22 protein-coding genes and 3 pseudogenes are annotated in these 22,575 nt (G+C 59.3%); 15 read left to right on the top strand and 10 right to left on the bottom strand.

Going from position 1 to position 22,575, the window contains the following annotated elements:
* Positions 1-163: 163 nt before the first annotated feature.
* The 3 genes from AC244_RS38855 (at position 164) to AC244_RS37170 (ending at position 873) form a co-directional block, all read left to right on the top strand.
* Complete coding sequence (locus AC244_RS38855; RefSeq protein WP_414735929.1) at positions 164-412, top strand: helix-turn-helix domain-containing protein; 249 nt, start codon at positions 164-166, stop codon at positions 410-412.
* A 69-nt stretch (positions 413-481) separates the two neighbouring features.
* Positions 482-736, top strand: a complete 255-nt coding sequence (locus tag AC244_RS35330) for a YMGG-like glycine zipper-containing protein (RefSeq protein WP_065781547.1) — start codon at positions 482-484, stop codon at positions 734-736.
* Positions 733-873: a hypothetical protein gene (locus AC244_RS37170; protein WP_161807873.1), complete on the top strand. Its 141-nt coding sequence runs from the start codon at positions 733-735 to the stop codon at positions 871-873. Before AC244_RS35330 ends, AC244_RS37170 begins: the two co-directional genes overlap by 4 nt.
* A 61-nt stretch (positions 874-934) precedes the next feature.
* On the opposite strand, the pseudogene AC244_RS38615 reads toward AC244_RS37170, so the two are convergent.
* A pseudogene (locus AC244_RS38615) lies at positions 935-1,036 on the bottom strand (CopG family transcriptional regulator); the annotation flags it as partial.
* Between the two features lie 210 nt (positions 1,037-1,246).
* Positions 1,247-2,326: a GSU2403 family nucleotidyltransferase fold protein gene (locus AC244_RS16680; RefSeq protein ID WP_053249952.1), complete on the bottom strand. Its 1,080-nt coding sequence runs from the start codon at positions 2,324-2,326 to the stop codon at positions 1,247-1,249.
* A 390-nt stretch (positions 2,327-2,716) separates the two neighbouring features.
* Between AC244_RS16680 and AC244_RS38860 the strand changes: the two are divergent.
* Positions 2,717-2,869 (top strand): annotated as a pseudogene (locus tag AC244_RS38860) (EamA family transporter); the annotation flags it as partial.
* A 30-nt stretch (positions 2,870-2,899) separates the two neighbouring features.
* Here AC244_RS38860 and AC244_RS16685 read toward each other — a convergent pair.
* The 3 genes from AC244_RS16685 to AC244_RS16695 are packed head-to-tail and all read right to left on the bottom strand — an operon-like array spanning position 2,900 to position 7,428.
* Positions 2,900-4,051: an efflux RND transporter periplasmic adaptor subunit gene (locus AC244_RS16685; protein ID WP_053249953.1), complete on the bottom strand. Its 1,152-nt coding sequence runs from the start codon at positions 4,049-4,051 to the stop codon at positions 2,900-2,902.
* A gap of 15 nt (positions 4,052-4,066) precedes the next feature.
* On the bottom strand, positions 4,067-7,210 hold the full coding sequence (locus tag AC244_RS16690) for an efflux RND transporter permease subunit (RefSeq protein ID WP_053249954.1): 3,144 nt from the start codon (positions 7,208-7,210) through the stop codon (positions 4,067-4,069).
* Positions 7,207-7,428, bottom strand: coding sequence for a hypothetical protein (locus AC244_RS16695; RefSeq protein WP_053249955.1), 222 nt, complete (start codon positions 7,426-7,428; stop codon positions 7,207-7,209). The genes AC244_RS16690 and AC244_RS16695 overlap by 4 nt, the downstream gene beginning before the upstream one ends.
* Before the next feature lie 306 nt (positions 7,429-7,734).
* On the opposite strand from AC244_RS16695, the gene AC244_RS16700 reads away from it, so the two are divergent.
* Both AC244_RS16700 and AC244_RS16705 read left to right on the top strand, forming a co-directional pair.
* Entirely contained in the window at positions 7,735-8,337 is a 603-nt protein-coding gene (locus AC244_RS16700; RefSeq protein ID WP_053250043.1) for a TetR/AcrR family transcriptional regulator, read from the top strand.
* Between the two features lie 36 nt (positions 8,338-8,373).
* The gene (locus AC244_RS16705) at positions 8,374-8,664 is read left to right on the top strand and encodes a carboxymuconolactone decarboxylase family protein (protein WP_063934111.1); all 291 of its coding nucleotides are present in this window, start codon (positions 8,374-8,376) and stop codon (positions 8,662-8,664) included.
* 393 nt (positions 8,665-9,057) lie between these two features.
* On the opposite strand, the gene AC244_RS16710 is transcribed toward AC244_RS16705, so the two are convergent.
* Positions 9,058-9,315, bottom strand: a complete 258-nt coding sequence (locus AC244_RS16710) for a hypothetical protein (protein WP_152975983.1) — start codon at positions 9,313-9,315, stop codon at positions 9,058-9,060.
* A gap of 60 nt (positions 9,316-9,375) precedes the next feature.
* Here AC244_RS16710 and AC244_RS35340 point away from each other — a divergent pair, with 60 nt between their 5' ends.
* Positions 9,376-9,522, top strand: coding sequence for a hypothetical protein (locus AC244_RS35340; RefSeq protein WP_202596084.1), 147 nt, complete (start codon positions 9,376-9,378; stop codon positions 9,520-9,522).
* A gap of 278 nt (positions 9,523-9,800) precedes the next feature.
* Here the strand turns inward: AC244_RS35340 and AC244_RS16715 are convergent, their stop codons facing one another.
* Both AC244_RS16715 and AC244_RS16720 read right to left on the bottom strand, forming a co-directional pair.
* The gene (locus tag AC244_RS16715; protein WP_053249957.1) at positions 9,801-10,079 is read right to left on the bottom strand and encodes a hypothetical protein; all 279 of its coding nucleotides are present in this window, start codon (positions 10,077-10,079) and stop codon (positions 9,801-9,803) included.
* A 631-nt stretch (positions 10,080-10,710) separates the two neighbouring features.
* Positions 10,711-10,917, bottom strand: a complete 207-nt coding sequence (locus AC244_RS16720; protein WP_053249958.1) for a hypothetical protein — start codon at positions 10,915-10,917, stop codon at positions 10,711-10,713.
* 716 nt (positions 10,918-11,633) lie between these two features.
* Between AC244_RS16720 and AC244_RS16725 the strand changes: the two are divergent.
* From AC244_RS16725 to AC244_RS35350, 3 genes and pseudogenes are all read left to right on the top strand, one after another.
* A pseudogene (locus tag AC244_RS16725) lies at positions 11,634-12,095 on the top strand (recombinase family protein); the annotation flags it as partial.
* Positions 12,096-12,615: 520 nt separating this feature from the next.
* Positions 12,616-13,047 (top strand): antitoxin Xre/MbcA/ParS toxin-binding domain-containing protein, encoded by a 432-nt coding sequence (locus AC244_RS16730; RefSeq protein WP_053249959.1) that lies wholly within the window; start codon positions 12,616-12,618, stop codon positions 13,045-13,047.
* On the top strand, positions 13,044-13,526 hold the full coding sequence (locus tag AC244_RS35350) for an RES family NAD+ phosphorylase (RefSeq protein ID WP_082366880.1): 483 nt from the start codon (positions 13,044-13,046) through the stop codon (positions 13,524-13,526). Before AC244_RS16730 ends, AC244_RS35350 begins: the two co-directional genes overlap by 4 nt.
* Before the next feature lie 171 nt (positions 13,527-13,697).
* On the opposite strand, the gene AC244_RS16740 is transcribed toward AC244_RS35350, so the two are convergent.
* Positions 13,698-14,783, bottom strand: coding sequence for a LacI family DNA-binding transcriptional regulator (locus tag AC244_RS16740; protein ID WP_082366881.1), 1,086 nt, complete (start codon positions 14,781-14,783; stop codon positions 13,698-13,700).
* Positions 14,784-14,876: 93 nt separating this feature from the next.
* Between AC244_RS16740 and AC244_RS16745 the strand changes: the two genes are divergently transcribed.
* From AC244_RS16745 to AC244_RS16765, 5 genes are all read left to right on the top strand, one after another.
* Positions 14,877-16,121 (top strand): ABC transporter substrate-binding protein, encoded by a 1,245-nt coding sequence (locus AC244_RS16745; protein ID WP_053249962.1) that lies wholly within the window; start codon positions 14,877-14,879, stop codon positions 16,119-16,121.
* Positions 16,122-16,228: 107 nt separating this feature from the next.
* Positions 16,229-17,158, top strand: a complete 930-nt coding sequence (locus AC244_RS16750; RefSeq protein ID WP_053249963.1) for a carbohydrate ABC transporter permease — start codon at positions 16,229-16,231, stop codon at positions 17,156-17,158.
* On the top strand, positions 17,158-18,027 hold the full coding sequence (locus AC244_RS16755) for a carbohydrate ABC transporter permease (protein ID WP_053249964.1): 870 nt from the start codon (positions 17,158-17,160) through the stop codon (positions 18,025-18,027). Before AC244_RS16750 ends, AC244_RS16755 begins: the two co-directional genes overlap by 1 nt.
* A gap of 29 nt (positions 18,028-18,056) precedes the next feature.
* Positions 18,057-20,000, top strand: a complete 1,944-nt coding sequence (locus tag AC244_RS16760) for a glycoside hydrolase family 127 protein (protein ID WP_053249965.1) — start codon at positions 18,057-18,059, stop codon at positions 19,998-20,000.
* A gap of 9 nt (positions 20,001-20,009) precedes the next feature.
* On the top strand, positions 20,010-21,110 hold the full coding sequence (locus AC244_RS16765) for an ABC transporter ATP-binding protein (protein WP_053249966.1): 1,101 nt from the start codon (positions 20,010-20,012) through the stop codon (positions 21,108-21,110).
* A gap of 240 nt (positions 21,111-21,350) precedes the next feature.
* Here the strand turns inward: AC244_RS16765 and AC244_RS16770 are convergent, their stop codons facing one another.
* A complete protein-coding gene (locus tag AC244_RS16770; RefSeq protein ID WP_053250044.1) occupies positions 21,351-22,493 on the bottom strand; it encodes a M24 family metallopeptidase in 1,143 nt (380 codons plus the stop codon).
* Positions 22,494-22,575: the final 82 nt, after the last annotated feature.

The raw sequence follows: 22,575 nt of genomic DNA on the forward strand, positions 1-22,575 counted from the left end.
GGTTCTCTGGTCGATGTAGGAACAATAGAAATCGTAGAGCGCCATGCCGCGGACTCGCCAATCCGGTTCGGCAGAGAGGGGGCGGCGGTTCGAGTCCTTTCAAACCGACCAACTGATTTTCAGAGACATGATCGCGCCCGCTCATATCAAGGCCATAAGGGCCATGCTCGACTGGAAACAAGCGGACCTAGCCAAGGTGTCTGGCCATTCGGAGCTGAGCGTCAAGAATGTTGAGAAGGGGCAGGAGGATCCGAGGATGAGCCCCATCCAGTCCATTCGATCCGCCCTCGAAGCTGCCGGAGCTCTTAATCGACCAAAACGGCAACCGTCCTGGCGTTCGGCTGCGCGACCGCCAGGGATACCCCCTTCCGCCTATAAATCGGCACTATCGACAATTGTACGCGTTGCGTAGATGCTGAACCTCATGCCGAGGATGCCACGGTGAAATGCTCAGGTTGATATCGAGCGAAGGGGTGAAAGCATGAGAAAGCTTATCATTGCGGTTGGAATGATTGGTACCCTCGCGTCCTGCACTCAGACAGAGCGAGGGACTGCGATCGGTGCAGGAACCGGCGCAATCATCGGAGGCGTTGTGAGTGATAGCTGGGGCGGTGCGGCTATCGGCGCTGTGGCCGGTGGAATTATGGGCAACCTGATAGGCCGTTCCCGCGAGCGCGAAGGCTATTGTATCTATCGTGATCGCTATGGGCGCCGATTCGAAGCACGCTGCCGATGACAGCAGCCCATTTTGCCGAAGTAGCCGGTGTGTCGCCCTGGACGCTTCGTCAGTTCGGGTCCGGCAAGCGGGTACTGATCGCCAACGGCGGCAAGGTGCGCGGCGACGATCAGGATGAGACGGCGAACCATGAATGACGCGCCACGCCTTATCGGTCGCAAGAGCGGCGCTCTATTGCGGCACACAGGTGTGCTGGGCCGATAGCTCGGAAATGACCTCGCCAAGACTGCGGTGTTGCTGGACTGCCATCGCCTTGGCGGCAATCAGGACATCGTCATCGATCGCAAGTGTCGTTCTCATATCTGTCTCATCGCGCATCAGCCATCACGCATCATATCGGGCAGGAGGTTGAATTTCTCAGGACGGATACAGAAGGGCGGAGCAGCCGTTCAGCCTGTGTGCCCGGGGAGGGCGGCCAGGAATCACGTCGACTTGGCCAACGTTGCGGTATCGACGTTTGCTTTTGGGCAAAGCAAATTGCGTTTTCCGAAATGGTGACCGAAGGGAGCCCTACTCGGCTTCGCAATCGATGCCCAGTTCACGGAACAACGCGGCCGTAGCAGCTCTATCCCCTCGGGACATGTAGCCCATTCCGGCCTGGATCGCATAGCGCCAGGCCTCTCCCCTCTCCCAGGCTTCCTTGAGAGCGTCCGACAGCTCATCGAGACGGTTGGAAGCATCGAGTGCGTCGAAGAGCAGGATTGCTTGCCTCAAGTCCTTGTCGCGCTTTGCAGCCCCAATCGTATCGACTACGCGGCGGGAGGCCACGATCAGCTTGTGAACAGCATAGCGCTCCGGAGACGGGACGATCACGGAGATGCCGCTTTTGTGTAGCAGGACGGCTCGCACGGGCTCATAGATGAGGAAATCCAAAAACCGCAGCGGATCGGCGCTTGCCCCACCCAGGGCGGGCATGTCGGCCGGTTTATCGAGATAATCATCACTACCCCTATTTCCGGTCAAGAATTCCACATTGTAGCCCGCCCGGTTCTTGAATGCCGTTGATCGGGCTGACCCTGAGCGATGCGGGATCGGCCGGAAGGTCGGATCGACGCCTTGTAGGATTTCGAGAATGGGTGGAAGCGAATCCCCTACTTCGGAGCTGATCGCGTAGTCCTGGGCGAAATCAGCATCACCCGTCATCATCGAGGCGGCAGGAAGACGGACGCCAAGATGGCCCGCATAGGTCGAGAACGCTACCGTTCCTACCAAGCAGGCCCGCAAGCGGAAAATGCCAGCTTTGGCCAGCGCCTCGACGACATCGCCGGAAAACGGTTCGGGAGCTGGTAATCCAGCCTCGCGAACAAGGGTGGTGACCAGCTTACGGCGGGCCTTGGCGTCGTCCTTGACCGCGCGGAAGTCCTCTACCCGCCTGTTGATTTCGGGATCGTCGGCCGGTCCAACATACCGGCGTTGCTGCCGGTGGCCCTCGCCTTCCCCTGGCTGGTCGAAATACCAGTATTTGCGGGCTTTGACCGTGACCGGCACGAAGCGACCTTCGATCGGGAAATCGGCCGAGAAGCTGGCGTCGAGCAGACGTTGGCCGAGTTCGGCGGTCATCGTGCGATACATCAGGTCGATCTGGCGCATATTGCCCCCGTTATACTGAATCGCGAAGGTTAGTATAACGGCCGAAGACTCAGGTGGGAGCGGCGTTATACTGATTTTGGGAATTTAGTATAACGCCGCTGACCTTATTTTCAAGAGCAATCGACGACGGCGGCGCAAAGGAGTGGGTCGCGTAAAAGCTTGCGGTAGCGTCGACGGCGATCCTCAGCCATCTGATGGGCCGTTACGTGTCAGTAGCCTTCGGCGACGAGAACCTCACGGTCATGCCCGAAATTCCAGGGGTAGACGTTTAAAAAACGAGCCCAACGAACAGCATCGCTTGCTTGAGGCCCAGCGACAGGATTAGTTTCGAAGGAAGTCACTGACCGGAAACTTTCCAGCCGTCGCTATTGGCCTCGCCGACTAGGCTCGCAACCGGCGTCGCTGTTGATGCCGTGCATTCCAGTGACCACGGCCCTGATCGGCATCGTGGTGCTCGGTGAAACACCGACATCTCTCCAGTTCATCGCCATCGTTGTCATAACATTTGGAATGGTCTTCCCATCAATTTTTCAGCGATCCTAGCCTCGGCTACTAAAGTGATCGCTGTTGCCGCTACTTCTGCGCCTGCTCCGCCGGCATCGGTTTGACCGGCGCGCCGGGGAAGATCTTCTGCAGGTTTCCGGCGATCACCTGGTCGCCTTCCGAAACACCCGAGGCCAACCCAATGAGATCACCGCTGGTCGGGCCGAGGGTGACGAGCCGCTGCTCGACCGTATCGTCCTTGCCGACGACATAGACATATTTGCCGAGCTGGCTCGATCCGAGCGCCGTCTCCGGCACCATCATCACGTTCGGTTCATCCCTGATCTTGAGGCGCACGCGGACATACTGACCGGGAAGCAGGGTCAGATCGGCATTGTCGATCGTGGCGCGCGCTACCACCGTTCCGGTATTGCCCTCGACCATGTTGTTTATGAAGCTGAGGTCGCCGCGGTAACGCGGTTCCTTGTCGCCGGGCAGAAGCACCTCTGCCTCCACTTTGCCCTTTGTCCGGGCCTTCTGGATGTCGGCGAGTTCGGTTTCGCTCGGGTTGAACGAGACATAGATCGGTGAAAGCTGCACAAGGTTGTTGAGCGGGGTTCCGGTCGTGTTGCTGACCAGTGTTCCCTCCGGCGCCAGGTTGCGCCCGAGCCGCCCGGCAAAGGGCGCGCGGATTTCGGTGTAGTCGAGGTTGATCTCAGCGGTGCGCACCGCCGCCCGCGACATGGCAAGTGCAGCCTCCGCTTGATGTACTGCGCTCTGACGCTGGTCGAAACTGTCCTTGTCCAGATAGCCTGTCGTGGCAAGCTCGTTGCCGCGCGTGAGATTGGATCGGAGATAGGCGAGTGACGCTTCGTCCCTTTCGGCCTGGGCCTTTGCCTGATCCAGTTCCGCCCGATAGTCGCGTGTGTCGATCCGGTAGAGGAGGTCGCCGCGCTGAACATCCGAACCGTCCGAAACCGCCTGTGACGCGATATAGCCGGAGACCTTGGCGCGAAGCGTCACGTTGCGGATCGCCTCGGTCCGTGCGGAATAGTCGAGATAGATGGGGATCGTTTTCTTGACGACCGCCGCGACGGGAACGGGCATGGCCTGTTGCGCCGGAGCCGGGGCGGCCCCGGCATCGCCGCCTTTGATCTCAAACCCGCCATTCCTGTAGTGATAGGCCGCAGCAAGGGCAGCGATTATGACCACTGCGGCAACGACCAGTCTTAAACCACGCATGTCAGGCTCCAATCCTTATTCCGCCGCCTCCGGCTCCCGCTGCTGGCCGACGGGCTTCGAGGAAAGTCCCTCCCGCCATTGTTCGATGACCGCGTAGAAGACCGGGACGAAAATGAGCGTGAGAACGGTCGCCACGAGCATGCCGCCGAACACGGTGGTGCCGATCGACTGGCGGCTGGCAGCACCGGCGCCCTTGGCGTACATCAGCGGCAGCACGCCGAGGATGAAGGCGAAGGCCGTCATCAGGATCGGGCGCAAGCGCAGGCGCGCCGCTTCCGCTGCTGCTGCCACAACGTCCAGCCCTTCTTCGCGCCGCCGGCGGGCGAACTCGATGATCAGGATGGCGTTTTTGGCGGCAAGTCCTACCAACATCACGAAACCGATCTGCGAATAGACATCGATCTGCATTCCACGGAGCCATAGCGCCGACAGCGCGCCCAGAAGCGCCAACGGCACCGAGAGCAGCACCATGAACGGCATCGACCAGCTTTCGTACTGGGCGGCCAGGATCAGGAAGCAGAAAACGAGCGCGAGCGCGAAGACGAGCGCGGCGATCGAACCTGCGCGGATCTCCTGATAGGTAATGCCGGTCCATTCGAATGTGTAGTCCCGCGGCAGCGTCGTACGGGCCACCCGCTCCATCGCCGCCACCGCCTGGCTCGAACTGAAGCCGGGCGCTGCCGCGCCATTGATCAGCGCCGACGGGTAGTTGTTGTAGTGGGTGATGGTCTCGGGACCGACCGTCGGCTTGAACGAACCAAGCGTGTTGAGCGGCACCATCTCGCCCGCCGCGTTGCGAACATAGAGGCGCGAAAGATCCGTGGCCGAGGCCCGCGCGCCCTGGTCGGCTTGCAGCGTCACGCGGAAGGTGCGGCCGAACAGGTTGAAGTCGTTGACGTAGAGCGAGCCGAAATAGATCTGCAGCGTATTGAAGATGTCGGGCAGGTTCAGGCCGAGCAGCTTGGCCTTATCGCGGTCGAGGTCATAGTCGAATTGCGGGCTCGACGTGCTGAAGGTGGAGAAGAGCTGGTAGGGATTGATCTCCGGCTGCTTGCGCGCCTCGGCAATCAGCGCCTGCGTGGCGTCGCCTAGCGCTTGAGCGCTGCGCCCGCCCAGGTCCTCGACCTGGAACTCGAAGCCGCCGGTCGCCCCCAGCCCCTGGATCGACGGGGGATCGAAGGCGAGCACGAGCGCGTCCGGGATTTGCAGCAGTTGCGGCGTCACTGCCTCGCGCAGCGCCGAGGCACCTTGTTCTGGGGGGCGCTCGTCCCATGGTTTGAGGACGGCGAACTGCACTGCGGAATTCGACTGGGCGGCAAACGACAGGAAATTGAAGCCGACGACGGAGCCGACGAAATCGACACCGGCGGTGCCGCGAAGGATCTCCTCGGATCGCCGCGCGACGGTCTCGGTCCGTTCGAGCGAGGCACCGTCAGGTAGCTGGATGACGACGAAGAAATAGCCCTGGTCTTCGACCGGCAGGAAGGTCGACGGCGTGCGCTGCCACAGCGCGTAAGTGGAACCGATGGCGAGGAGGAAGAGGGCAAACAGCGCCCAGCGCCAGCGCACGAGCCCTGCTATGCTGCGTGCATAGCCGTGCGACAGCGCATGAAAGCCGGTGTTGAACCAGCGGAAGAGCGCAAAGCGCGGTTCGCCGCGATAACGCAGGAAAGCGGCGCTCAGCGCCGGGCTGAGGGTCAGCGAATTGAAGGCGGAAAAGGCGACCGAGATTGCGACCGTCAGGGCGAACTGGTTGTAGAGGCTGCCGGCGACGCCTGGAATGAAGGCAACTGGAATGAAGACGGCGAGAAGCACGGCCGTCGTCGCGATGATCGGCCCGGTCACCTCCTGCATCGCCTTGCGTGTGGCGGCCAGCGGCGGCAGTCCGGCCTCGAGCTGACGCTCGACGTTCTCGACGACGACGATCGCGTCGTCGACCACCAGACCGATGGCGAGCACCATGCCGAGCAGGCTCAGCATGTTCAGAGAAAAGCCGAATAGGTACATGACGACCAGCGTCGCGATCAGCGATACCGGAATGGCGATCGTCGGGATGATCGTGGTGCGCAGGTTCTGCAGGAAGATGAAGACGACGAAAACGACGAGGGCGAGCGCCTCGAGCAGCGTGAACACGACATCCTTCATCGCCGCCGAGACGAAACGCGTGGTGTCGTAGAACATGTGATAGGCGATGCCTGCGGGAAAGCGCTGCGAAAGCTCGTCCATCTTGGTCTGGACACGGCTTTGCAGATCGAGCGCGTTGGAGCCAGGCGCTTGGAATACGGCGAGTACGACACTTTCCTTGCCGTTGAAGGTGACCGACGACGAGTAGAGCAAGGCGCCGAGTTCGATGCGTGCCACATCGCGCAGCCGCGTCGTCGCCCCGGTCGTCTGGTCGGCCCGAAGCACGATGTCGCCGAACTGCGCCGGATCGCTCAATCGGCCAAGCGCGTTGATCTGCATCTCGAAGGGTGTCCCGGCCGGTGCCGGCGATTGCCCGATCTTGCCACCTGCGACCTGGATGTTCTGCTCGGCAATGACGTTCTGCACGTCGACGGCGGTGATGCCGAGATTGGCCATACGGTCGGGATCGAGCCAGACGCGCATCGAGTAGCGACGCTCGCCGAAGAGCTGGACGTCGCCGACCCCAGGCAGGCGCTTCAATGGATCGAGGATCTGCAGGTAGGCGTAGTTGCTGACCGAGGCGAAGTCGACCGAATTGTCGGGCGAATCCAGGCTCACCAGCACGGTGAAGTTCGGGATCTGCTTGGCAATGGTCACGCCGGTCTGGTTGACGAGCGCGGGAAGCGAGGATGCTGCCTGCGAAACGCGGTTCTGGACGTCGAGTGCGGCGACGTCGATCGGATAGCCCACTTCGAAGGAAATGATGATCCGCGACGAGCCGTCATTCGAACTCGTCGAGGTCATATAGAGCATGCCCGGCACGCCGTTGATCTGCTGTTCGAGCGGCGTCGTCACCGTATCGGCGACGACCTGGGCACTGGCACCCGGATAGTTGGCGGCGACGACGATCTGTGGCGGCGTCACATCGGGAAACTGCGAGATCGGCAGCAGGAAATAGCAGATGCCGCCGGCGAGGGTCATGATGATCGCGATTGCCGACGCGAAGATCGGCCGGTGAATGAAGAAGTCGATCATGGCGGGATCGATCCTTGCAAGGCGGCGCCGTGAAGGGTCCACGGGGCGTCGTTTTGGTAAGGTGCCCCGCGATTGGAGCGTTCGTCTGGCAGAATGTTTGCGGCAGGGATGCTGGCGGCATTTCGGGAGATCCCGAAAACGGGCAGGCAGATGTCTGCCACGCGGACCATGCGGTCAGCGGCGCGGTTCTTCGCCTTCGGCCCATCCAGCATGCGCATCGTAAGGCTCCAGCACGAGATCACGATGGGCCGGACCGACCCAAATCTTGAACGTGATCGAAGCTTATAAGTCTGAGCGGTGTGCACTCTGGCTAAAAGACGCCTGACGACCGCGCCCACCGACATTACGCTAGAAATTTTTCTGCGGTTACCGCCGTGTCCCGGAAGCCTTCGCTACAAACGGCCACTCCTCGATGTGCCGCTGGCGAAAATGTTACTGGTCGGTAACACCGTCGCATGTTATCGATCGCCAACAGGTCGTCAAGGGGCAAGTTTTTCCATGCCGACGACGTCGAGCCGAATGCGATGACCACGGATTCCTGCAAGCAACCACGTCTTTTGCCGCGCGATCGCATCGTCGAGGCGGCGCGCGAGCTGTTCCGCAGGCGCGGCATTCGCGGGACCGGTGTCGACGCCATCGCCGATGCCGCCAGCAGCAACAAGATGACGCTATATCGTCACTTCAATTCGAAGGACGAACTCATCGTCGAATGTCTTCAGCGCGCGGGAATGGAGATGGACGGCTTCTGGCGGGAGCTGGAGGACGCCCACCCCGGCGACGGGCTGGCGCAGCTCAGGGCCTGGGTCCGGCGGATCGCCGAGCACCTCGGCGACGACAATTGCCACTGCGAAATGATGAGCGCCGCCGTCCAGCTGACGGACGAGGACCATCCCGGCAGGTCGGTGATCCGGAAGTTCAAGGATGCGCAACGCGATCGCGTCGTGGTGCTTTGCCGCAAGGCCGGTGTCGCCAATGCGGAACTGCTCTGCGACACGTTGCTGCTGTTGATCGAGGGCGCGCGTGTCGCCCAGCAGAGCAGCGGGGTGCAAGGGCCGAGTGCCCGCTTTGCGGAAATCGCCGACGCGGCGATCCTGTCCTTTTCCGGGAGCGGTGCCGTCCCCAGATAGCGGCGCGTTTGCCTACCGCTCCGCCGGCCATTCGGGATGGTGGCTGTCGATCTCGGTCGCTACATCCTCAAGTTCTCCTACGGAGACGTGTTCTCGACGCCGGGTCTTGATATCAAGTCCCGCGAATTGGCGAGCGTCGCCGCGCTCACTGCGCGCGGGACTATGGCGCATGAAATGCCGCTGAAGGTACATGTCCAGGGTGCGCTGAATACGGGAGCCACGAGGCAGGAGGTGAGCGAAGCCATTCTCCACATGCTTCCCTATGCTGGCTTCAGTCGTGTTCAGTCAGCAATGGCATTGGCAGGCGAGGTATTCTCCCAGCAATAGAACACAGGCCCGAAAGCGGGCGAGCGGGCCAACTCTGCTCGCCCAAGCCAACATCCCAGCCTTGTGCAAGCGCATGTGGCTCTGCGCGGTCTCTATAGCGTCCTGGTCACAACCTGCGCCGCAACCGCGACCAGTAGACCCGCCAAAGCCACGGCGGTCCCGTATCTAACCACCTTCATCCGGCGCCAGCGGGCGCCATCCCAATCATAGCCCATCTGCTGCTCCGTCACGGGAAAACCGCAATCCGGAGAGTTGGATTGCGGTTCCGAGTTGCCGGCGGGGGGTCAGGGGGCGACGGCAACTAACGAGAGCATGCCGTTCACTTGTTAAGCGAAGATTGCGAACTGGTCGTACCTTTTCGCTACTGAGAATCTACTGGGAACAAAGTGGATGTTAGCGAACCATTCGCGGGCTCACACTAGCCAGCATCTTGATAATGTCGTCCTCCAGTTTTTGGCAGAGATCTTCATACTCTTCCATGTTCCTGGGGTCTGGCATCAATTGCTCGCGTAACTCATCGCGCTTCACAGCGGCTAGGCCGTAGGCTTCCAGCAAATCGTTGATCGCAAGAAAGTTGGCATCGGAAATTTGTTTCCGGTGTCGTGGCAGCCGCATCATCATTCGGCTTCGCCCGACTTTTTCGAAATCCATCACCCACTCCTCAGTCTGTCGGCTGAGAAGATACTCCTCCACCACCATGAAAGTAGCAACATGACTTTGAACCGACGCATCAATGCGGCGGGCCTCACACTCGTCAAACAATGGGAAGGCCTGAAGACGAGGGCCTATCGGGACGTCGCTGACGTCCTGACCATCGGCGCGCCGGCCACGCCAGCGCGGCCGGCGCGCCGATGGTGAAGCCGAACATGGTCATCACCGAGGTGCGCGCCGAAGAGATCCTTCGCGCCGTGATCGAACCCATAATTCGGGCACGTTTTGATGCCGGGAGGCGGCACCCTTTGATAAGGCGCCTGCGATCTCTATGGGCAAAGTACTGATTGGGGGATCGCCTACGCGCTCGGCGTCACCGGCATTGCAGCGATGGCACTCGGCGTCAGCTTTGCTGAGGCGATCCGGCGCATCGTGTAGGGAAAGGGTGAGATGGGGGAAGAATGCGCGGTCTCGCACGCTTGGTATCAGTGCCGCCTCTTGGCCACCATCTTTTTCACAAATGCCGGCGTACGGACGGGCGGCTTCTTTTTGCAGCGGACAAGCCATCTGGCGCACTCTAAAAGAGACTCTTCCTCTCTGTTTCCGACGTCGAACTCGTCAATAATGAACTTGGCAAGCCGTTCGGCTCGGATGTCCATTTTCGGAATTCGCTCTTCCACGCACACCCGATTGAAAATCCGTTGGAGCATTTCCGCTTCGGTGGCGCTGAGGTTACCCGCCGAGGGATCAGGAAGATTGAGCATGAAGGAACTCCCATTCTGCTTATCACACGCCACGAATGCGACGCGCTGCCAGTTTTCTCGCGTGGAAAGACCGGCCGCTGTGGCAGGGCGGAACCGCAGAAATTGACTTAATGCAGGCGAAACGCGCGATGTGGCGTCGGGTTCCACGAAGAAGCCTTTTCGCCAACTGCGGGTAGGCCAGATTGATTTCAAAGATCTAAGCGAACAAAAACTCGTCAATCACCAGATTGCGCGTATACTAGCGTATTGCTGATATTACTAGCGGCCTTCCATTCTCCAACGTCAACTCCGCGAAGGCCGCTTTTTTGCGGGTAGCGCCTGTGTCACGAGGGTAGGGCGATGGCGACAAACCATGCGAATAGCGCCAACAACAGCCAAATTCTCGCCTGCCTGAAACGCCGCCTGCGGGCGCCTTCCCAATCATAGGTCATCATGGTTCCTCTCGGCGGCGCACAATGCACTATTTCTCGCGAGTGGAAAAGTGCCCCTGCAACCCAAGATGTGAAGCCTATATAAGGTTCGCCGAGCGCTTTGAAATCCCAGGCGACCGCCGATTGGAGAGAAGACCGCCTGGTCGTCGGGGGGTGCGAAGAGGAATCCGCCGATCGGACAGTTTGTTCCGCAACCAGGATCAGTGCCCGAGATTGGATTGTTCCGCGGCACGAAGCTCCTCGACCTTCCGATCGAGGTCGAATTTATGAGGTCCGAATTTCGCGAACAGCTCGCGTGCGGCTAGAGGTTGAAGCCCGTGTGCCCGGATGAATTCATCCAGATCGTACCGCGTGTTCCAGCCGCGGACCACCTTGCTGTACTGTTCTCTGGTGTCTTCGTCACGCATGGGCGTGCTCTGTTTCCGTGAATGGAAATGACTGCCTCGTTTGCCGGAGGCTGCCTCCTCAGCAGTAAATCGCGTTTGTTTCGAAAGGTTCCACCGGGTGCGGTCTCGTGGACAGCGCAGCAAACTGCGCGTGTATAAACAGTTCCGCTACCACTCAATTGAGCAGGGTTATCGATCGCCAGAAGAAATCGAGGGCAAGAGCGGGTTTCTAACCCTACTCAACGATTCCGATGCCGAATGGGCGACCGAGGATGAAATCTCTCGAAGTGTCTGGGCGAACTATCAGATTTTCGAGGCATAGCCTCAGCAGTTACGAGAAGCTTTAAGGCGCGTCCACCCAATGACCGCCGTCTAGCGCGACACTCGGCGTCGGTAGCGTGCTCGCAGTAGTCTCGCAAGTATACCCTATTGAGCTGGCGCAGTCGTTGAAGGCTGGGTCGTAGAGGGCTGAGTGGTCGACGGTTCAGTAGTCGACGGAGTCGTCGTCGAGGGCTGGGCGGTCGGCTCGGTCGTAGTCGCCGGCGGTGTCGCTGTTTCCGTTGTGGTCGTCTTGCCCGGAAGTAGGAAGACAACGGCAAGGATGATTACGACGACGGCGACAATGACGCCAATAACGGTGTTTCTGCTCATAACTGCTCCTCCTGGGCGTGTTTACCCGTACTTTATAAACTGGAGCAGCGGGGTTAGTTTTCAATTCTGAAGTCGGCGTATAGCAATTAGCCGAGCTGCTGGCCTATGCCCGCGCCGGCGACACACTCGCCGTCGTCCGGCTCGATCGGCTCGGACGATCACTCGCGGAGTTGCTGGAAACGGTGAAAATGCTACGGGAACGGCAGATCGACCTTCTCAGCCTTGAGGAGAAGATCGACACCTCTTCGGCCGCTGGCGAGCTGATCTTCCATGTGTTCGGCGCCATCGCACATTTTGAGCGTCGGCTGATCTCGGAACGGGCAAAGGATGGCATTGCTGCCGCGCGTGCGAAGGGAAATAAGCCGGGACGCCAGCCGCTCGACATGAAGAGAGACGAGGCTGCCATGAAGCTGGTCCAGGCCAGAACAGGCGCTGTCGGCAAGGACCGCCAGGTGCTCGGCAGCGTAATCGTTGATGAAGGCGAACGCCTCCTCTTCGGATGCAACGACGACGATGCCGCCCTTGCTACCGGTCAGGACAGACATTGATCGAACTTGTGAGCGAGCTGGTATATGTCCGTCTGGCACCAAAAGTTAGGTTCCAAAAACGGCTGCGTCCGCGACGCCAAGACGCCGGCATGGATCAAACGCGATCCAGGAACTCAAGCACTCGGCTGGTGAGTAGCGCGGTTTCATCCGCGTCAGGATTTGCTCGAGGCTCAACGCGACTTTGGCTTTTTGTGTTGAAGTAGGCGGAACTGCGGAGCCTACATTTGCAAATCTGCGTAAGTCTGTCTCTGCGGAAGGAGCAAGCGGCATATGTGGCAGCGCCTGTAGTATGAGCGTTTCATCGGGCGTCGCTGGCCGCCCGATGAAACGCTCCCAAATGACGATCCGAGCGTTGACATCCTGTACGACATTCAAAGCGGTTAAAGTACTGAAAATCCGACCGCCGCTGCCGAGTTCGCGGCCCTGTGTCGGTCTCTCACAGGCGCAACGGACAGGCGAAGGGTTGCATAGAAGTCCGAATGAGACTATTTTTGATCTCAACTGAGGTGAGGATATCCCGATGTTGGCATTTGAAAAAGTTGCGGATGTACTCGGTCTTCCTGCCAGGGAAACCGCAGCGCGGTCTCCGCTCGGCCTCATCTCCCGAATCGAGGGGGGGTTGCCGATCGCTGTGCTTGAGCGTGTCTCTCAACTGCTTGCTCCGAATGACGGGCATTTCAAGTATCGGTTCGTTCCCAAGGCCACTTTGGAGCGACGTAAGATCAGCCTTCGTCTGTCACCCGATGAAGGGATGAGAGTCGCGCGTGTTGCCCGCGTATGGAACCTGGCGGTTGACGTCTGGCAGAGCCCGGAGGCCGCGCGAGATTTCCTGTTCAGAAGCCATCCCATGCTCGAGGATAGAGCTCCGGTCGATGTGGTCATTCAAAATGAGATAGGGGCCGAACTGGTGTTGGAGATCCTCGCTAGTTTGAAATACGGAAGCGCTGCGTGACGGCTCAAGTTCTTGATCGAACGCTGTCATCCTTCCGAATAGGCGATCCCAACGGGGCTTACCCGATCTTTGATGCCACAGGCTCTACGATCGCGCCAGGCCGATGGAACACGCCGGGAAGTCCGGTTATCTACAGCAGTGAACATTATTCGACTGCTGTACTGGAAAAGCTTGTTCACGGCAGTGGGCGGCTACCGCCAAACCAGCATTATGTGCAGGTTACAATTCCCCGAGGGCTGACCTACGAGGTATTGTTGGGGGCGGCCGTACCGGGCTGGGATACCATGCCGGCAGTCGTCAGCAAGCGATTTGGTGAGGATTGGTGTCTGCAAAAGCGCAGTGCCATTCTGTTCGTGCCAAGCGTTGTCGCCAGACTCGATAATAACATTCTTATCAACCCCGCTCATCCTGAGTTCTCGAGCATCGCTGTGAGCCTTCATCAGCCAGTCTATTGGGACAAGCGGTTGTTCGGAGCGTGATGAGCTGACTGACCTTCCCGGCTGTCATTTTCCTGCACGTCATTCTCGACAAGTGGGATTTGCAGCCTGGGCATGATTCGAGCGCCCTCATGGAAAGCATAGTGCGCGATCCAATGATCACGAACGCCCTGCTTATTAGTCGGACGGGCGCAAAGGCGGAGTCACCCGGCATCAGAGCTCGCCACCGCAGGACTTTCTGACAACAAGACTGCAAGGCAATCTGGTCGTGCCGGTGTCAACGTCTTCGCCAGCAGCGAGCGCCAAGATCGCAAGCCCAGCACGGCGCCCCAACTCTTTGAGCTCCATATCGACGGTGGTGAGTGGCGGGCGTGTCTGCTTGGCAATGACTTCCCAATTGTCGAAGCCGATGACTGCTACGTCATTGGGAACGCCGATGCCCTTGTCCCGCAGGGCATCGATAACTCCGCGCGCAATCTCGTCATTTCCGCAAAAGATCGCGTCAGGCTTTTCACCAGTACGGGAAAAGACTGCGTCGATGGCGAAATGGCCCCATTCCTCGCTCCAGTCGCCATAGAGAACTTCCGCACCTTCACCGACGCTGTCTCGATAGGCATTGGCTCGGCGGCGCACCGCGACATAGTCATCGGGGCCGGTAATGTGGAGGATGCGCGACCGGCCGCTGTTCTTCAAATGCTCGACTGCAAGCCTTGCGCCATGGGCGTCATCAGGGACGAAGCTGATGTGGTCCGACGGCCCCTCTGCGAAGACATACACGACAGGGATCGGGAGCTTCGACAATTCAATGGGCGGCGGGAGGTCGAGGCGTGTAGCCGTGAAAATGATGCCGTCGACCTGTCGATCAAGCAGTGCCTCCAGATGCAGTCGGGCGAGGCGAGGATCATTGTTGGTGGCGCAAAGAAAGACCGAAAGCCCTTGGTCGACCAGTACTTCTGAAACCCCGGCGGCCATCGGCAGCGTCAGTCGCCCGTAGGTATCGTTGGTGAGCATGCCGATCGCGTGGCTACGTTTCGTCAGCAAGCTGCGTGCAAGCGCATTTGGTCGAAAGCCTATGTCTTTCGCTACACGCTTAACGCGCTCTCTCGTTTCGGCGTTCGTGCGCCCAGTGCCGTTCAGCGCGTTCGATGCCGTTGAAATACTGACGCCGGCCGCCTTCGCGACGTCATGGATCGTGCGCCTGCGGATGTCCTTATCAGTCAAGTTTTCGTCCTTTTGATCCCGATGATAAAACCTTTTAGCAGAAATAATCGTGATGGTAAAAGGTTTTATCAGATTCATGCCCACAAACTGTCGACAACTGGAATTTTGTCGCATAACGTTTTGGCCATGCCACCGGGAGGTTAAGGGTGGCGTCGAAAAAGGGGAACTGCCATGCACAAGTATAAGTTGATGATATCCGCGCTTTCCTTGCTGGCCAGCGCGACTCTTGCAAATGCCGCCGAGGTCACGCTTTGGGTGCGCACGTCATCCGGGGCAGTGCTCCAGGCGCTGGCCGAACGATATAATGCCACCCACCCCGATAAGATCGTGGTGACGCAAATAACCGCCGAACAGATGGTGCCCAAGCTCGGTGCTGCGATAGCCGGCGGTGCCCCGCCTGACGGCGCCGTGCTTGACCTGATCTACCTGCCGACATTCGCGGCCGCTGACGGCCTGGAAGACATCACCGATTGGGTCAAGGGTCGCCCAGAAGCCTCCGCCATGAGCCCATCTCACATCCGGCTCGCCACCTACGAAGGCAAGATCTACGGTGTCCCGGCGCTCCCCGACGCTTCGATCATCGCCTACAATACCGAACTCTTCGAAAAGGCAGGTCTCGACCCGAAGAAGGCTCCTGCCACACTTCAGGAGATTACCGAAAGTGCCAAGAAGATTGCCGCGCTCGGCGACGGGACCTACGGGTTTTATTTCGTCGCGAATTCCGGCAGTTGGCTGATCTACGATTTTCTGCCGCATCTGTGGGCCGCAGGCGCAGACATTCTGAGCGAGGACGGTCGCGCGGCAACCGTCGACACGCCGGCGCTGCGCGAAACGATTGCCGCCTATCGCGACATGTGGAAAGCCGGTGCGATCCATCCAACGTCGCGTTCAGGCAATGGCAATAATGCCGTCGAAGCCTTCGCCTCCGGCAAGGTTGGCATCCTCATGACCGGTTCCTACATCGTCAATCTTCTAACAGCTAAGTATCCGGATGTGAAATTTGAGGTAGCACCAATCCCTGGTCCGAGCGGCGGTGCTTCAAGCTTTGCCGGAGGTGACAGCCTGGCGCTGATGAAGGGTATCGACGAGGAGAAGAAGCGGATCGCCCTTGACTTCGTCGACTTCTACATGACGCCGGAACAACAGGTCTTCATTACAAAGGAAGCGGGCATGCCTTCGCGAACGGATCTCGCCAAGGAAGCATACGCCAAGTTCGATCAGCGCAATCTCGTTGCCTATGACGTTCTGTCCAAGGCGCGCACGCCCTATACGTTCTCGTCTGACGAACTGTTCGTCAGCCGAACCGGGCCCTTCGTCAATCTGGTCCAGGGGGCCATCTTCGGAGACGACGTCGACGGGTCGATCTCCAAGGCACAGAGCGACTTCACGCGCATACTGGAGCGAACCAACCCGTAGTGGCGGAGCCACGACGGGCGCGCGGGCGGGGCACTCTCTCCCTTGTCCTGCCCGCGCCCAATCAAACTTTCGCCCCGCCGCTTCGATCATTAGAAGGACCGTAGACCATGGGTTCCGTGGCTAAGGAAACGACTGCGCGCAGTGATGACTTAGAGCTGAACAAGCCGGAGCCTGAAGGCTGGCTCGGCCTGTTGTTCATGCTTCCGAGCATCGCGTTCATCACAGGCCTGTTCATAATTCCGCTCATCATGACGATCTGGATGAGCTTTCACAATTGGCCGCTGCTTGGTCGCACCAAGTTTGTCGGACTGGCCAATTACATCGAGCTTCTGGGTGACAGCCAGCTATGGCACTCGCTTGGGTTCACCTTGCTCTACACGGGGCTAGTGACGGCAGCGATCATGATGGTCGCTTTTCCGTTGGCTTTGCTCGTCGACCGCCCACTTCGGCTCGCCGGCGTGTTTCGCACCATCTACTTCATGCCGGTGGTCATCGGCTTTGGCGCCGCTTCCACCCTGTGGATGTGGCTTCTCAATCCGGACAGTGGGGTTTTCGCGCAAATACTCGTCGGCAACGGTCTCGTCGACAAGGCACCAAGACCGCTGGAGAGTTTCTGGCCAGCCCTCTCGATCGTCATCCTCATGGTCGTATGGAAAACGGCGGGGTTTACGATGGTGATCCTCTTGACTGGACTGCAGAGCATTCCAGGCGATGTCATGGAGGCCGCAAAGATCGATGGTGCAAATGCTTTGACCCGCTTCCGGCGCATCACCCTACCGCTGATGCGCAACTCCTTTATGCTGGCGCTTGTGCTGAACATCACATCCTCAATGCTCGCCTTCGACCAGTTCTTCATCATCACCCAAGGTGGGCCGGAAAACAGCACTATCTCTGCGGTCTTCTCGATCTATCTCGCCTCATTCTCCTCCTATCGCCTTGGCTATGGATCGGCGATGTCGTTCGCATTGCTCGTCGTACTCGTTGCGATCAGCTCGATCCAGCTCACCTTCATGCGCCAACGGCCGGAGGAAAGCTGATGAATGTTCCCAAACACACTTCCTCGGCGTTGCCGGTCGGCGAGCGGCTCGGATTTGTGGCTTTCGTCGCAGTCTCGATCCTGTTCGCTATCTTCTTCCTGATGCCGATCATCTGGTCGTTCGCCAACTCGCTCAAGCCCGCCGCGGAGGCACTGGCAAACCCGGCAGCCCTGTTTTCTAAGGCGTTTTCCTTTGAAAACTACCGCCGACTCGAGAATGTCGGTGCTGGATGGTACGTCTATGCGGGCAACTCAATCCTGATCGCATTCGGCACGATTGTCCTGACGGTGCTGGTCTCAGTTCCGGCCGGCTACGGCTTTGCGAAGTTCCGATTCCCCGGCCAGTCCCTGATCTTCGTCGTCGTTATGGCGACCATGATGATCCCATTCCAGTCGATCCTGACACCGCTGTTTCTGATTCTGAAGATATTGCGGCTGCAGAACAATCTGTTCGGCCTGGTGCTGATCTACGTCACGTTCCAGCTACCGTTCTCGATCTTCATGATGCGCAATGCCTTCGATGCCGTACCGAGAGCACTAATCGAGGCAGCGCGCATCGACGGTGCTTCGCAGTGGACGATTTTGCGACGGATCATGCTGCCGATCGCGCTGCCTGGTGTCGCAACCGTTGCGATGTTCGCCTTCCTCAATTCTTGGAACGAGTTCCTCGCGGCTCTGATTTTCCTGTCGGATCAGAACAAGTTCACCCTGCCGATCATGCTGGTGAACGTTTCCTCCGGCATCTATGGGATCATCGACTGGGGCGCGCTGCAGGCCGGCGTAACCGTGACGATGGTTCCCTGCATCATCCTCTTCCTGTTGTTGCAACGCTACTACGTGCGCGGCCTGACCGCCGGCGCAGTGAAGTGAATACGCGGTTTTCCGCGAAAAGGAGTTCCATGTCCCAGTCTCTCAAATTCTCCGCCAAGCCTGCGGCGCCCGCCGGCCGCTTTGTGCCCGCCGATCATGCCCGTGTCGATTTCACCGGTGGTTTCTGGCAAAGCTGGTCGCAGACCGTCCGCGACGTCACCATTCCCACGCAGCATATGCGGCTGGATGAAGAAGACTTCCTTGAAGTGCTCGATTTCGACAAGCCAGCCGGCCCGCTTGCGCGGCCAATCCAGCCGAGCGGCCTCTCCATGCAGCACTTCTTCGATTCCGACTTCGGTAAGTGGATCGAGGCGGCGAGTTATACCCTGAAAGCGTATCCCAATCCGGAGATCGAGGCGAAGATCGACGACATCGTCGAGCAACTAGCGAAGGGCCAGATGGCCGACGGCTATCTCAATAGCTGGTTCATCCGCCGCGAACCTGAGAAGCGCTGGACCAATCTACGCGATTTGCACGAAATGTACTCGATGGGGCACCTGCTGGAAGGAGCCGTCGCCTACTACGAGGCGACCGGCAAGCGCCGCTTCCTTGATGTCATGATCCGCGCGGTCGACCATATCATCGGCACATTCGGCCGTGAGCCCGGCAAGCTTGCCGGATACGATGCTCACGAAGAGATAGAGCTTGCGCTCGTCAAGCTCTATCGTGTGACCCGCGATCCCAGGCATCTCGAGCTTGCAACCTACTTCGTCGACGAGCGCGGTGTGATGCCGTCCTATTATGACGAGGAGGCGCGCAAGCGCGGCGAGGATCCGGCCGATTACGTCTACCAGACCTACGCCTATAGCCAGGCGCATATGCCGGTGCGAGAGCAGGGGCAGGTGGTCGGCCATGCCGTGCGTGCAATGTATCTCTTCTCCGCCATGGCTGATCTCGCCTATGAGAACGATGATCCCACGCTCAAAGAGGCATGCGATCGTCTGTTCGACAACCTTGTCGGCCGGCAGCTTTACGTGACCGGCGGTCTCGGTCCGTCCGCTTCAAATGAGGGCTTCACCCGCGAATACGACCTGCCGAATGAAACTGCTTATGCGGAAACCTGCGCAGCCGTCGCGCTCGGCTTCTGGAGCCACCGCATGGCCCAGACAGATCTTAACAGCAAGTTTACCGACAGGCTCGAAACGGTGTTGTTCAACGGCGCGCTCTCCGGCATTTCGCGCGACGGCGAACATTACTTCTATGAAAACGTCCTCGAGAGCCATGGGCAAAACCGTCGCTGGAAGTGGCACTATTGCCCCTGCTGCCCGACAAACATCGCGCGCTTCATCACCTCTCTTGGCCAATACTATTATTCGTCGCGGGAGGGCGAGCTTGCCGTCCATCTCTATGGTGCCAACACCGCTGAACTGATGGTCGGCGAGACGTTCGTAAGGTTGAAGCAGGACACGCAATATCCGTGGAATGGCGACGTGCGCCTTGCCCTCAATCTGGACAAGCCAAGCCGCTTTACCCTTCACCTGCGCATCCCCGGCTGGTGCCGCGACGCCAACGTCACTGTCAACGGTCGGACGATCGACCTCGCTGCGTGCACGCACAAGGGCTATGCCGCGATCACTCGTGACTGGCAGGACGGTGACGAAGTGCGCCTTTCCATCGCGATGCCGGTCGATCGCCTCTACGCTCATCCGGCTGCAAGCGAAGATGCCGGCCGAGTGGCACTGCAGCGCGGACCGGTCGTCTACTGCGTCGAGGAAACCGACATCGGCGGCGAGCCGCAGCGATTGCGCCTTCCGGCCGATGCGGAGATCACCGCGCGCTTCGACGCGGATCTGCTTGGCGGGGCGGTCGTTCTCGAAGGACAGGCGCTCGAGGCTGGTTCCGAAGACTGGGATGGAAGTCTTTACCGAACATCGCCGCCGGTCCTCAAGCCCAAAGCGTTCAAGGCAATTCCGTATCACCTCTGGGCCAATCGCGAAGCGGGCGCCATGCTCGTCTGGCTGCAGGAAAAGTAGGAGGCTCCGATGGCTCGACTGCAACTGAAGAACGTCGTCAAATCCTACGGCATCTACGAGGCTGTGCGCGGCATCAACCTGGAAATCGAAGACAATGAGTTCGTTGTCTTCGTCGGACCATCGGGATGCGGCAAGTCGACGACACTCAGAATGATCGCCGGCCTGGAGCATATCACAGCGGGCGAGATCGTCATCGGAGATCAGATTGTCAACCGCCTGGGCCCCGGCAAACGCGACATAGCGATGGTGTTCCAGAACTACGCGCTCTATCCGCATATGTCGGTTCGCGAAAACATCTCATTCTGCCTGGAGCAGCAGAAAATCTCGAAGGAGGAAATTCAGCGCCGCATCGTCACGGCGGCCGAAACGCTTCATATCGGCGAGCTTCTCGACCGTCGCCCTGGTCAGTTGTCCGGCGGCCAGCGCCAGCGTGTCGCGATGGGGAGGGCGATCGTGCGTAATCCCAAGGTTTTCCTCTTCGACGAACCGCTCTCCAACCTTGATGCCAAGCTCAGGGTTCAGATGCGCACGGAGATCAAACGGCTGCACCAACTGCTGCCGACGACGACGGTGTATGTGACACATGATCAGGTGGAGGCCATGACCATGGCTGATCGTGTAGTAGTGATGAATGGCGGCGTCATTGAACAGGTTGGACCGCCGCAAGAGCTCTATCATCGGCCAGTCAGCCAGTTCGTCGCAGGTTTCATAGGGTCGCCGGCGATGAACTTCATGCCTGCGACCCTCGTTTCAGGCGGCAAGGGCCTGCTCGTGCAGCTTGAGGACGGTAGTTCGTTGCCGGTGCCAGTCGCGCGCATTGAGCTCTATGAGCGTCACGTCGGCAAGACCGTCACTTTCGGCATTCGACCAGAGTCGATCAGTGATCGGCAGGAGCGCCCGGGCTTTGCCGAAATCCAGGCGAAGATCGATCTGGTAGAGCCACTCGGACCTGAGACTATGGTCTATTTTGCTGTCGGGGATCGAGGCCTGTGCGCCTGCATCGACCCCGAAAGTAATCCGAAGCCCAAGTCCACGATGCCGCTGTCGTTCAACATGAATCAGATGCATCTGTTCGACCCGACGACGGGTCGCTCGCTGGCGATGGGCTGATTAGTGATTTGGCCAGGGCAGGGGCATGGCGAGCCGTTGTCGTTTGATGTCGAGAGATGTTGCGGAGCGAGCCGTTGCGCCGCTCCGCGGCTGTCGAATCTCGGCAGGCAGTGGACCAAAGCACGTACAGGAACCGTGGTCCGTTTTCGCCAGGATGCGCCAACATCCTGAACCGGTGGCAGCATGCCCCCTTGTCTGGTTCTCAGGCTCGAAATCCGGCGCGAGCGCAGCTCATGTCGTTCAAGCAAAAGGCTTGGTTGGGCCGGTGGCGGGTTGCGTGAACCAGCGCGGTCCAGTGTCGGACATGAATATGTGGTCTTCGAGCCGGATTCCGAACTGACCCGGTACGACGATCATTGGTTCGTTGGAGAAGCACATGCCGGCACGAAGGCGCGTGTCGTTACCGCGCACAATGTAAGGTTCCTCGTGGATCTCGAGGCCCAGACCATGACCGGCCCGATGGGGTAGGCCCGGTAATCTGTAATCCGGACCAAGGCCCTTGCGCACCAGCACTGCTCGGGCCGCGTCATCCAGCAGGCGGGCTTCCACGCCGAGCTGCGCGGCTTCGAAGACCGCCTGTTGTGCCTCGCGCTCGATCGACCAGACGCGCTCAAACTCTGCATCCGCCTCGTCCAGCATGTAGGTGCGGGTGAGGTCCGAGTGATAGCCGTCGATGCGTGTGCCCGTATCGACAAGGATCGCCTGTCCTTTCTCGAGCACCTGGTCGCCATCAGACCCGTGAGGCAGGGATGTGGCGGTTCCGAATGATACGATACAAAAGGTCGAGCCACCGGAGGCGCCGAGCTCGCGATGCTGTTCATCAATATAGCGCACGACATCGGAGGCCCGTACACCCGGCTCCATGATGGCGTGCGCGCGTTTGTGAACCTCGAGGGTGAGGTCCATGGCGTACTGGATCAGCGCGATTTCGGCTGCTGACTTGCACAGCCTGAGATCACGGATCAAACGAGCACCATCGCCGATGCGATCAACGCCCAGATTCCTGACGAGTTCATGATAGGCAAACAGCGGCAACGCATCGTCGAGGGCGAGCCGGTCATTGGCTCGCAGCAGTGAAGCGATGAACCGAGCGGGGCTTTCCTCTTCCTCCCAGGTGGCGATTTCGCCAGGCAAGTGCGGCAGTGACTCCACGCGACTGCGCTCGAAACCCGGAACGATGTACGTAAGTGTCGTGGGTGTCACCAGCACACCGAGGAGCCGTTCGCTTTGATGCCAGACAAGGCCGGTGAAATAGCGAAGGCTTTCTGTCGCTCCGATTAGAACGGCCGAGAAACCGGCAGCTTCCATGTTTTCGCGCAATCTTCCCAATCGCGCATGTCTTTCCGTTGCGGAGATCGAGGCAGGGCGGGATGGCAAAGGCATGTCGGCTCCTGTGTCGGATTCTTTGAGGCTTAGCCAATGTACGAGGCCGAAACCCATCTGTCGATTTTATATATTTTACATG

Source organism: Ensifer adhaerens, assembly GCF_001270265.1.
In the GTDB taxonomy this organism is placed as follows: domain Bacteria; phylum Pseudomonadota; class Alphaproteobacteria; order Rhizobiales; family Rhizobiaceae; genus Ensifer; species Ensifer adhaerens_B.

Bases quoted from the DNA above. Each gene is read 5' to 3' on its own strand.
- AC244_RS38855 (WP_414735929.1), top strand. From the start codon at position 164: ATGCTCGACTGGAAACAAGCGGACCTAGCCAAGGTGTCTGGCCATTCG.
- AC244_RS35330 (WP_065781547.1), top strand. From the start codon at position 482: ATGAGAAAGCTTATCATTGCGGTTGGAATGATTGGTACCCTCGCGTCC.
- AC244_RS37170 (WP_161807873.1), top strand. From the start codon at position 733: ATGACAGCAGCCCATTTTGCCGAAGTAGCCGGTGTGTCGCCCTGGACG.
- AC244_RS16680 (WP_053249952.1), bottom strand. From the start codon at position 2,326: ATGCGCCAGATCGACCTGATGTATCGCACGATGACCGCCGAACTCGGC.
- AC244_RS16685 (WP_053249953.1), bottom strand. From the start codon at position 4,051: ATGCGTGGTTTAAGACTGGTCGTTGCCGCAGTGGTCATAATCGCTGCC.
- AC244_RS16690 (WP_053249954.1), bottom strand. From the start codon at position 7,210: ATGATCGACTTCTTCATTCACCGGCCGATCTTCGCGTCGGCAATCGCG.
- AC244_RS16695 (WP_053249955.1), bottom strand. From the start codon at position 7,428: ATGCGCATGCTGGATGGGCCGAAGGCGAAGAACCGCGCCGCTGACCGC.
- AC244_RS16700 (WP_053250043.1), top strand. From the start codon at position 7,735: ATGACCACGGATTCCTGCAAGCAACCACGTCTTTTGCCGCGCGATCGC.
- AC244_RS16705 (WP_063934111.1), top strand. From the start codon at position 8,374: ATGGTGGCTGTCGATCTCGGTCGCTACATCCTCAAGTTCTCCTACGGA.
- AC244_RS16710 (WP_152975983.1), bottom strand. From the start codon at position 9,315: ATGGATTTCGAAAAAGTCGGGCGAAGCCGAATGATGATGCGGCTGCCA.
- AC244_RS35340 (WP_202596084.1), top strand. From the start codon at position 9,376: ATGACTTTGAACCGACGCATCAATGCGGCGGGCCTCACACTCGTCAAA.
- AC244_RS16715 (WP_053249957.1), bottom strand. From the start codon at position 10,079: ATGCTCAATCTTCCTGATCCCTCGGCGGGTAACCTCAGCGCCACCGAA.
- AC244_RS16720 (WP_053249958.1), bottom strand. From the start codon at position 10,917: ATGCGTGACGAAGACACCAGAGAACAGTACAGCAAGGTGGTCCGCGGC.
- AC244_RS16730 (WP_053249959.1), top strand. From the start codon at position 12,616: ATGTTGGCATTTGAAAAAGTTGCGGATGTACTCGGTCTTCCTGCCAGG.
- AC244_RS16740 (WP_082366881.1), bottom strand. From the start codon at position 14,783: ATGAATCTGATAAAACCTTTTACCATCACGATTATTTCTGCTAAAAGG.
- AC244_RS16745 (WP_053249962.1), top strand. From the start codon at position 14,877: ATGCACAAGTATAAGTTGATGATATCCGCGCTTTCCTTGCTGGCCAGC.
- AC244_RS16750 (WP_053249963.1), top strand. From the start codon at position 16,229: ATGGGTTCCGTGGCTAAGGAAACGACTGCGCGCAGTGATGACTTAGAG.
- AC244_RS16755 (WP_053249964.1), top strand. From the start codon at position 17,158: ATGAATGTTCCCAAACACACTTCCTCGGCGTTGCCGGTCGGCGAGCGG.
- AC244_RS16760 (WP_053249965.1), top strand. From the start codon at position 18,057: ATGTCCCAGTCTCTCAAATTCTCCGCCAAGCCTGCGGCGCCCGCCGGC.
- AC244_RS16765 (WP_053249966.1), top strand. From the start codon at position 20,010: ATGGCTCGACTGCAACTGAAGAACGTCGTCAAATCCTACGGCATCTAC.
- AC244_RS16770 (WP_053250044.1), bottom strand. From the start codon at position 22,493: ATGCCTTTGCCATCCCGCCCTGCCTCGATCTCCGCAACGGAAAGACAT.